The organism is Candidatus Effluviviaceae Genus V sp. (assembly GCA_014728125.1).
In the GTDB taxonomy this organism is placed as follows: Bacteria; Joyebacterota; Joyebacteria; order Joyebacterales; family Joyebacteraceae; genus WJMD01.
On the sequence record WJMD01000084.1, the window covers coordinates 1 to 6,502 of the forward strand.

Sequence of the window (6,502 nt, forward strand, 5' to 3'; positions counted from 1 at the left end):
TCACCGACAACATCGAACTCTCGTCGGTGACGCTCGAGTGGACGAAGAACGGGACGGGTCAGACCGACATCGAGATGACGCGTGTGCCGAGCACCTCGGTCTTCGAGGCCGACTTCACCGGCTCCGTCGCGCTGGGCGACGACATCGCCTACCGCATCGTGGCCACGGACGGGGCGGCCAACACGACGATCGAACCGTCGAGCGGCATGCACGCGTTCAGTATCGTCGACGCGATCCCGGTCGTCATCTGGGAGCCGGACCCCACGCCCATCACTGGCACAGAGCTCACGACGCTCCTCGACGCGCTCGACGTGAGCTACGTCCACACGACGACCGAGCCGGACTACTCGGACTACCAGTCGGCCTTCATCTGCCTCGGCGTCTACTCGCACAACTACTCGCTCTCGACGAGCGAGGCGAACACGATCGTCGCGTTCCTGAACGCCGGCGGAAAGGTCTTCATGGAGGGCGGCGACTGCTGGGCGTACGACTCGGCCAGGACGATCTACAACCCGTACTTCGGCGTCGCCGGCATGAGCGACGGCTCGGGCGACCTCTCGAACGTCGACGGCGAGGACGGGACGATGTGCGAGGGCATGAGCTTCGCCTACTCGGGCGAGAACTCGTACATCGATCACATCAGCGCGCAGACCGGCGCCACGCGCATCTTCACGAACCCGGCCGACGGCGCGGGCTGCGGCGTGGCGAAGGACGCGGGCAGCTACCAGACGGTCGCCTTCTCCTTCGAGTTCGGCGGGCTCGTGGACGGCACACCGTCGTCCACAAAGGAGGAGCTCCTCGTCGAGATCCTCGAGTTCTTCGGCATCTACAACACGGGCATCCCCGAGGGCGACGGGATCATCGAGCGGCTGGCGCTCCACCAGAACGCGCCGAACCCGTTCAACCCCGTGACGGAGATCGCGTTCGACCTGCCCGAGAGGGCCGAGGTCGAGCTCGCGGTCTACGACGTCTCGGGCCGGAAGGTCGCGACCCTCGTCGACGGTGTGACCGAACCGGGCCGCCACCACGCACGCTGGAACGGCACCGACGGCGCGGGACGCAATGTGGCCTCCGGCGTCTACTTCTTCCGCCTCTCCCGCGGTGGAGAGACGATCGTCAGAAAGGGCGTGCTGCTGAAGTAGACAGGTCCCGGCGCGTGAGCGCGCTGGAGCCCGAACTGTTGGGTTGTCCCCACAGTCATGAGCGAAGCGAACCGGCGGTCCGATGAGGACCGCCGGTTCGCGTTGTGCTACGTCGAGCGAGCTGAGCAGACAACCGCTTGGAGACCGCCCACAGGCGACAACGCCCCTTGACAGCGGCTCGCTATCTATTAGTATATGCTCATATGATGAAGTCACAGACAGACATGGAGCGCCTGGCCGGGACTTTCAAGGCCCTCTCCGATCCGACGCGGCTTCGCATCGTCAAGATGCTCCGAGACGCCGGCGGACCGCTGTGCGTCAACGCGATCGCGTACCGACTCGAGGTGACGCAGTCGGCGGTCTCGCAACATCTGCGGATCCTGCGCCAGGCCGGAATCGTCGAAGGCCGGCGCGCCGGACGGCGCGTTCACTACTCGGTCGACACGGAGGTGCTCAAGGAGCACGAACGGTTGTTCAAGAACGCGCTCAAGGTGAAGTAGGGAACCCGAGCCGACCAGTGGGTCGGCTGTTCTTCGACCTCACTCAGTAGAGTATGTGCATAAGCTAACTGAAAGGAGGTGACAATCATGTGCGGACGGACGACCGAGTGCGGGCACGGTGAGGCCATGCCGTGCCTCAAGCAGTTCGACCATCTGCGGGAGTGCTGGGGCAGCGAGAGCGATCCCGAGATGCTCAAGCGCTACCGCGCGATCCTGAAGGAGATGATCGCGGCCGTCGAGGCGAGGATCAACGAACTCGGATAGAACATGCATCGGGGCGGGCGGTTTGGAGATATCCGGGCCGCCTGTCCTCGAAGGGAGACACCGCGATGTCGAGACTGCTGTGCGCGCTTCTTGCCGTGGGCTGATCGCGCCGCTCGCCGGAGCCGACGGCCCCACCCCAACGCCGACGGCCGCCTGAGGATGGTGGCGTTCCGCTACCGCCGCGCGTCGTCTCTGAAAAAGGGCGGACGCTGTTCGTCTGTCGCAAGCCGCCCGTAGAGGCCCGGACGCCGGTATGCATCTCCCCACACCTCTCTCTTACGATAGTGGCGGAGGGCGTCGAGGTCGAAGCGCGCCAGCACGACTTCCTCGCCCTCTCCCCCCTCGACGATGGTCGTGTCGAGCGAGCGTCCGTCCTGGTCGAACGCGACCGGCGAGAAGGCGACCGACCGTCCCTTCTCTTCCGGGCCGGCGTAGTTCGCAAGCGCCACTCCGACCATGTTCTCGAACGCCCGAGCGCGAAGCTGCCCGGTCCTGTTCTGCTCCATCTCGCAGGCGTTCGGGACGAGGATGATCTCGGCGCCCGCAAGCATCAGGAGCCGGGCCGGTTCCGGAAACTCGCGATCGAAGCAGATCATCGCGCCGACCATGACCGGGCCGACCGACGTCGGAAGTTCGCACACGGGGAACGCATCGCCCGGCGCCGTCGCGATGTCCATGCCGAAATCGCACGTGTGTACCTTGGAGTAGCGAAGTGCCAGCTCGCCCCTGCGGTCGAAGATCGCGAGTGTGTTGCGGGGGAGCGCCGGGGCCCGGTCGCTCCCGTCGCCGAGCGTGTTCTCGAGTACCTCCTCGAGGAATGTCACGCCGACCGCCATTCCGAGTTCGGATGCCAGCTCTCGGAATCGACCGACGAACGCGCCGTCGAGTGGGACGGCCCGCTCCGCCCAGCGCTCGCGAAGTGCCTGTTCGGCTTCATCGTCGCTGAGCGAACGGAAGGAACCGTCCCGCACGCCGTCCCGCCAGGGGCGATACCCGATGTTCCACATCTCGGGGAAGAGAGCGATGTCGGCTCCCCGCCCGGCGGCCTCGCGGCAGAAGTGCTCGCCCTTCTCGGCGTTCGCGTCCTGGTCGAATCCTGCCGACTCCATCTGGAGCAGCGCGACCGTGAGTTCGGACATCGTTCTGGTTCTCCTGTGCGAATGGGAGGCCGGCGGCGCGATGCTCGAAAGAGCCCGCCAGTCACACCTTCCGAACGATCATGACCCACGCCCGGGTCAGGAGCAGCTCGCGGGGATACTCCGAGAGCTCGTCAGCCACGGCGCCGGTCAGGAACTGCTCGCCCTCGACCTCGCCGCGGTCGTGGTTCGTACCCACGCCGTCGAACCTCAGCACCTCCAGATGCTCCTCGAACACCTCCCGGTACTGCTCGGGCCGCAGGCGATTCAGCGGGACCCAGGCGGGGTGGAGGTTCTCCCGAAGATGGTCCCAGGGCGGTACCGTGTCAGACGCCGAAAGCTCCGGGAAGGCCCACTCCATGTGGTGCCCGCCGGAGAGCGAGTAGAAATTGTGGATGAGAGCGTAGAAGTAGCCGCCGGGCTTCAGGAGCCTTCGAACCTCCGACGCGAAGCGCGGGACGTCCTCGACGTGCTCGAGGACCGCGTTCGAGGCGATGAGATCGAACGACTCGGATGCCAGGTCGTAGCTCGCGGCCGCGGGGTCGGCCACGACGAACGCCACATCCTTGCGGTGAGGCAGGACCCGTGTTCCGGAGTGTTCCTCGAGCGCCCGGAAGTACGCCCCGTCCCACATGACGCGCCGGACACTCGACTTCAGAGCGCGCTTCAGGCCGCCATGTCGTGCAGTCCGGACGAACGCGAGCGGGAGAGCATCGGGCCGTACGTAGTCGACGTCGAGCGCCGTCGCCCGCGCGCCGTGCGCCGCGCAGAGGAGCGCGAAGGGGAAACGCTGTCCGCACCCCAGGTCCAGGACATCGGCTCCCCGAAGTCCGGCGAAGCCGCACTCCTTCACGTCCCGGATCGTCTTTCCGAAGACATCGCGCACGTCGTGTTCGGCGAACCGGTCGGTGGAACCCGAGTGGTACCGTGCGAGCTCTCTGAACTCCCTGAACACCGACGCCCCCTAGCGCTTCGGGCCCGACTCGCCATCGCCCCTGGATCGCTTCAGGTCGATCAACATGAAACGAACGCCGATGATGAGGAAGACACCGCCGGCGCCGATGAACGGAACGCTGTCCTGCGTCAAACCGAAGATCACAAGACCGACGCCGAGGATCAGAAACCCGATCCAGCCCTTCCCCATGCCGCGAGGCGCCACTGGTCATTCCTCTCAGTGCGGCCACCAGAGGCCGGCCAAACAGACAGCGAGTGGACGTATCCCGCTGCCCAAGAAGCAGACTGGCGGGGCGGTCCCACGTGTGAACGAGTGTGCCTGAACGTCAGAGGAAGCTCAAGCCCCTGGCCCGGGCGGCATCCATGATGTCCTGTCGGATGACCTCGACCGACGGCGGCGGCTCGTACGGCCTGAGCGGCTCGCCCTCGATGTAGACGCCGGCCGTGATGCCCCACCGCTCGAGGACCACACGGTCCGACGTATCGACCTCACGTGCTCGACGATTCCGTCGAGCCCCTCAATGGCGTGCTCCCCGGCTGTCGGAGCGCCGGTGGCGCTCGTTATCGGAGGGCTATTCCTCCAGGCCGATGTCCCTCGGTCTGAACTCGGCCGGATACTCGATCTCGTAGCGGACGACGAACTCGCGCCGCTCTCCCGGAGCGAGCGTGAACCGCCACGTCAGCAGCCCGTCCTCGTCCCACTCCGGCGGCTCGGGCTCGATGTCTACATCGTCGACCTCGACGTCCTTCATCTTCGAGACCGGAACGCGGTCGAGCACCACCATCTCGACCGGATGGCGCTTGAAGCTCTCGACATGACTGACGAACTCGTACGCGATGCGGACCTCGTCGTCGTCCGCGCGCGTCAGCACTTCACGGGAACGGAGGTTGTGCTCGATCTCGATGTTCGGATCCGCGCCGAGGTAGAGGGTGAACTCATCCCCGGGGACGACGCCCTCGAGCCGGTCGCGCCCCACGAAGTCCGAGACGGCGGCTCCGCCACCGGCGGGCGCCGCCTCGACGTAGACCTCGGCCTGCCCCGGCAGGATCGGGAACTCGAGCGGGTTCTCGAACGTGCCCTTGAGGAAGACGTGCTCCGAGAGCCTGGGCACGGCTTCGTACACGTACTCGCCACCGAAGCTCCTCCGCACGATGCGCACGCGCTTCGGCTCGGCCCCCGTCTCGAGGTCGACCGCCCGCGGGACGGCCAGGCTGGCCGCGAACTCCGTCACCTGGGCGGTCGCCTCAACGTGATCGGCAACTGCGATGCCGTCGACGTACGGCTTCACTTCGGACGAGCGACCACCTCGAACGTGGATCTCGCCCTCGTGGCTGATGACGCCGGGTTGTGTGGCGATCGCTTCGCCCTCCGTGCTCAGGGCGCGGACCTCGCCGACGGTCTCTCGCGCCGTGAAGACGGTCGGTCTCAGAGCGAGGTCGGCGCGGGCCGTCCTGCCTGGCGTGACACGCACGTTCCGGGCCCTCTCCCGCTCGTATCCTATGAAGCGTGCCTGAAGCGTGTGCGACCCCGCGGGAACGCCGGCAAGAACGAAGGCCCCGTTGGCATCCGCGATCGTCCCGAACGAGGTGCCCACGATCGAGACGTTCGCGTACGGGAGCGGGCTTCCCATGGTCGCGTCGGTCACCCGGCCGCGGATGGTCCCGGTGGTCATGCCGACGAAATGCGGAGCGAGCGCCGGCGGCGCCGCGCCGACGTGAGGCTTCGCGGTGGAGAGGACGACGCTCACCCCGTCCCAGTCCTCGCCGGTCGATTGCACAAGACGAGCCCCGTAGGAGAGCTCCACCACGTCGTTCTGCTCCATGTAGCGGACGGCATACTCGGGCGTCCACTCGGCCCCTGGGACGATGTAGGAGAGCTCAACGCGCATCGTGCCCGGCTCGTCGACCTCGCACTCGACCGTCAGCACGCGCTGCCGTGATGCGACCTGCATCGCCTCGAGCTCGGCGCGGAGGTGGTTGCGCCTCTCGACAAGTTCCTGCGTCTCCTCGAGCACCCCGCGAAGCTCGGATTTGACGTTCATCAGCTCGCGCTCGTAGAAATCGAGGAACGCCGTCCACTCCGTGACGCCGAATGAGCGATCGGCCAGCCGCTCCTCGGCAAGACCGGAGGAAAAGCCGCCGATCGACTCGGTCAGGCTCTCACGCTCGGACAGCGTCTTCCTCCGGAGCTCCAGTTCCCTGACGTCGTCCTTGATCCGGTCGAGCTCGCTGCGGTACTCCTCGGCTCTCGGCGGGAGCGTGGTGTCGCCCGGGGCCCTTCTGAAGTCGATGCCGACGATGCGAGCGCCCTCGAGTCCGGAACCGACGACGTCCAGCGACGACTCAACCGCGCCCCCGGGAAGGTCGCGGCAAAGAAGACGGTAGCTCCCCGCTTCAAGCGTGACCTCGCCCTCGCGCACGATCTGTGCCTGCCGACTGTACACCGTGGCCGACACGATCTCGGTCGCGAGCGGGGTCTCCGTTTGTGCGGGAGCAGATGCCGGAA

General features: G+C 66.5%; 8 protein-coding genes. 3 read left to right on the forward strand and 5 right to left on the reverse strand.

What is annotated here, in order from left to right:
* The 3 genes from GF405_04655 to GF405_04665 all read left to right on the forward strand — a co-directional run.
* Positions 1 to 1,142, forward strand: a 1,142-nt coding sequence (locus GF405_04655) for a T9SS type A sorting domain-containing protein (protein ID MBD3367449.1), incomplete at its 5' end; no start/stop codon positions are given.
* Between the two features lie 206 nt (positions 1,143 to 1,348).
* Positions 1,349 to 1,642, forward strand: coding sequence for a metalloregulator ArsR/SmtB family transcription factor (locus GF405_04660; GenBank protein MBD3367450.1), 294 nt, complete (start codon positions 1,349 to 1,351; stop codon positions 1,640 to 1,642).
* An 87-nt stretch (positions 1,643 to 1,729) separates the two neighbouring features.
* Positions 1,730 to 1,906 carry a hypothetical protein gene (locus GF405_04665; protein MBD3367451.1) on the forward strand — a complete coding sequence of 59 codons (177 nt, stop codon included), beginning with the start codon at positions 1,730 to 1,732 and terminating at the stop codon, positions 1,904 to 1,906.
* 173 nt (positions 1,907 to 2,079) lie between these two features.
* Here the strand turns inward: GF405_04665 and GF405_04670 are convergent, their stop codons facing one another.
* The 5 genes from GF405_04670 to GF405_04690 all read right to left on the reverse strand — a co-directional run.
* Positions 2,080 to 3,045 carry a carbon-nitrogen hydrolase family protein gene (locus GF405_04670; GenBank protein ID MBD3367452.1) on the reverse strand — a complete coding sequence of 322 codons (966 nt, stop codon included), beginning with the start codon at positions 3,043 to 3,045 and terminating at the stop codon, positions 2,080 to 2,082.
* Between the two features lie 61 nt (positions 3,046 to 3,106).
* Positions 3,107 to 3,997 carry a methyltransferase domain-containing protein gene (locus GF405_04675; protein MBD3367453.1) on the reverse strand — a complete coding sequence of 297 codons (891 nt, stop codon included), beginning with the start codon at positions 3,995 to 3,997 and terminating at the stop codon, positions 3,107 to 3,109.
* 9 nt (positions 3,998 to 4,006) lie between these two features.
* Positions 4,007 to 4,186, reverse strand: a complete 180-nt coding sequence (locus GF405_04680) for a hypothetical protein (GenBank protein MBD3367454.1) — start codon at positions 4,184 to 4,186, stop codon at positions 4,007 to 4,009.
* A 136-nt stretch (positions 4,187 to 4,322) separates the two neighbouring features.
* Positions 4,323 to 4,466, reverse strand: a complete 144-nt coding sequence (locus tag GF405_04685) for a hypothetical protein (GenBank protein ID MBD3367455.1) — start codon at positions 4,464 to 4,466, stop codon at positions 4,323 to 4,325.
* Positions 4,467 to 4,568: 102 nt separating this feature from the next.
* On the reverse strand, positions 4,569 to 6,502 hold a 1,934-nt coding region (locus GF405_04690), incomplete at its 5' end, for a mucoidy inhibitor MuiA family protein (protein ID MBD3367456.1).

What these genes read in the sequence shown, in the direction of transcription:
- GF405_04660 (MBD3367450.1), top strand. Translation starts at nt 1,349, where the DNA reads ATGAAGTCACAGACAGACATGGAGCGCCTGGCCGGGACTTTCAAGGCC.
- GF405_04665 (MBD3367451.1), top strand. Translation starts at nt 1,730, where the DNA reads ATGTGCGGACGGACGACCGAGTGCGGGCACGGTGAGGCCATGCCGTGC.
- GF405_04670 (MBD3367452.1), bottom strand. Translation starts at nt 3,045, where the DNA reads ATGTCCGAACTCACGGTCGCGCTGCTCCAGATGGAGTCGGCAGGATTC.
- GF405_04680 (MBD3367454.1), bottom strand. Translation starts at nt 4,186, where the DNA reads ATGGGGAAGGGCTGGATCGGGTTTCTGATCCTCGGCGTCGGTCTTGTG.